The organism is Frisingicoccus sp., from assembly GCA_016298055.1.
Lineage (GTDB): Bacteria > Bacillota > Clostridia > Lachnospirales > Lachnospiraceae > Frisingicoccus.
Genome location: JAEDDO010000257.1, coordinates 1 through 2,216 on the forward strand (window position 1 = coordinate 1; position 2,216 = coordinate 2,216).

The 2,216-nt window shown below is 41.3% G+C and carries 3 protein-coding genes; all 3 read right to left on the reverse strand.

Features of this window, described 5'->3' with window-relative positions:
- Positions 1–296 (reverse strand): hypothetical protein (locus QZZ35_RS11310; protein ID WP_291237498.1); only part of this gene is annotated, 296 nt, incomplete at its 3' end.
- A complete protein-coding gene (locus tag QZZ35_RS11315) occupies positions 293–1,261 on the reverse strand; it encodes a glycosyltransferase family 8 protein (protein ID WP_291237499.1) in 969 nt (322 codons plus the stop codon). The genes QZZ35_RS11315 and QZZ35_RS11310, both read right to left, overlap by 4 nt.
- 89 nt (positions 1,262–1,350) lie before the next feature.
- On the reverse strand, positions 1,351–2,216 hold an 866-nt coding region (locus tag QZZ35_RS11320), incomplete at its 5' end, for a glycosyltransferase (RefSeq protein WP_291237500.1).

Below are 2,216 nucleotides of genomic sequence, written 5' to 3' on the forward strand. Positions count from 1 at the left end.
GGAATCCCGTAAATGCTCATGCCCGTATCCACATTGATCACACAGTCGATTTGATTTTGCTTGATAAATTGGTGTATCTCTTTAATTTGAGTCAGAATACAAAGTCTGTCTATTGTTGGCGTGAGTACAATATGACACACATTTTTTTTCACAGGAAAAAGGCAAAAATCGCGTTCTTGATGCAGACTCAATATGTATACTTCATGTCTGTGAGATAATGCATTTGATAAAAGTGATGTCATTTTAATCGTACCGCCGCTCCAAGACAGGTCAGATACTAAGAAGCAAATCTTCATGTTTTTTTCCCTGTATCAATTGCTCGTTTAAATTTCAAGAGAAAACTAATAACGGTTATTGGTAAATTCTTTTGCATCCAGTACAAAATATGTAATTTCAGCGGTATTTTTTTTGCGTGCATAAGATTTCCTTTCCATGGGGTAAGATCTAAATATTTTCTGTATAAATCGACTTTTGGATGTTTGCAATCATATTCCCAAACTCGACCTACACATTCTGGTGTGTAATGAATAATAACAGGTTTCGTGGTTGCACGCTGAATTTCCTCTTCAGAATAATATTGTGCCAATTGATAAAAACTTCGTATATCATTATATTTTTTCGTAAAAAAAGGCGTCATTACATTGTACTGCGGGGGTAAAATTAAACATTCTTGATGTAAAGTGCCATTAATGACACCTTGATCATGATGCGTTACTCGACCTTTATAATCATTAATAAAATCAAGAAAAAGTTTTCCCTGATTTTTCTCTCTCCATTTTTGCAGGTCTATCAGGAGAATTCCTGCATTTATATAGTGATCAGCAAGATTCATACCAATTTTTTCTTTAAATTCGTTCTGTATCAAATCCTCGACTCCCGCCACAGAGCAGTTCTTCATTTCTACTGCCCACATTCCTGACAACGAGCTACAAACAACTGTATCACAATCTAGATAAATGACTTTCTTGCACCAAGCAGGCAACATCTCCGCAATAAAAAGGCGTGCATAAGAACTGATAGAAATAGGCCATTCCATATCTAAGTTTAATTCGCTTTGAAACGGCAAAAAATCTATCCACTCAATCTTTTTTCCGTATCGCTTTGCAACATCTGAAATTTTATCTTTAGAAGCATCAGATATCTTATTAGATATAATAAACAAATTCATCGAAAGGTCTTCTTTATTGTTCTCTAGTAATGACACCAATGACACACAAAGATGTTGAGCATAGTTTTCATCACTGGAATATACAATGTTCATGTGCATTCTCCTTTGAACTGTTAAGTGAGGTTTCAATAAATTCAGTATGTTACTTCTCCCATAGCACTTAATATGAACCAGCGTCCGTGTTACAGCTGCTCCAGCATATCCTCAACCGCTTTCACCGTCTGCTCGCGGCTGAATGATTTACCTCTTTCTTTGGCCTTTTCCCGGTAGTGTGCCAGCAAAGCGGGATCGGAAAGCATCTTCTTCATGCCCCGGTAGATTCCTTCTTCACTGTTTTCCACCACCAGGCCATACTCGTCATGGTCCCCGAGCAGCTCCCGGGCCCCGGAACAGTCCGTGCTGACCACCGGCGTTCCGACGATCAGCGCTTCCGTCACGGCAGTTGAAAAGCCCTCCCGCCGGGAAGAACAAACATACAAGTCACAGCGGGATACATATTGGTAGGGATTATCCTGAAATCCCAACAGGAGGAAGCTGTCTTCCGCGCCATATTCATGAATCTTTGCTTCGAGGTATCTCATTTCTTCGCCAATACCGAGGATATAAATCTTATGGGGATACCCTTCATCCAGCAGCCTTCTATGTACATTCAGAAGCCGGTCAAAGCCCTTGGTTTTCATCAGCTTTGCCACGGAACAAACTCTGATGACCGGCTCCTTTTTCGGAAAGCGCATACCGTCAGGCACAATCTTTGCAAGTTCTCTGATTTGCTCCGTCTCATTGGTGTTATACAGCACATCAATGGGCGTTTCTACGGGCAGATTTTGCAAGAAGCATGCTTTTACGTTGTTGGATACCGCCACTAACCGGTCAAATCGGTCATAGAAATATTTTGCCTCCTTCGGACTACGAAAGCCCCGGGCCGCAAGGGCCGGCGTGTTCAGTTCAATGTGCAGCCAGCCGACCTTTTTGACATCCGGCTTGTCACAACCCGCCACGATTCTGGACGTGGGTCCCTCCAAATATGAAACCACGATGTCATAATCTT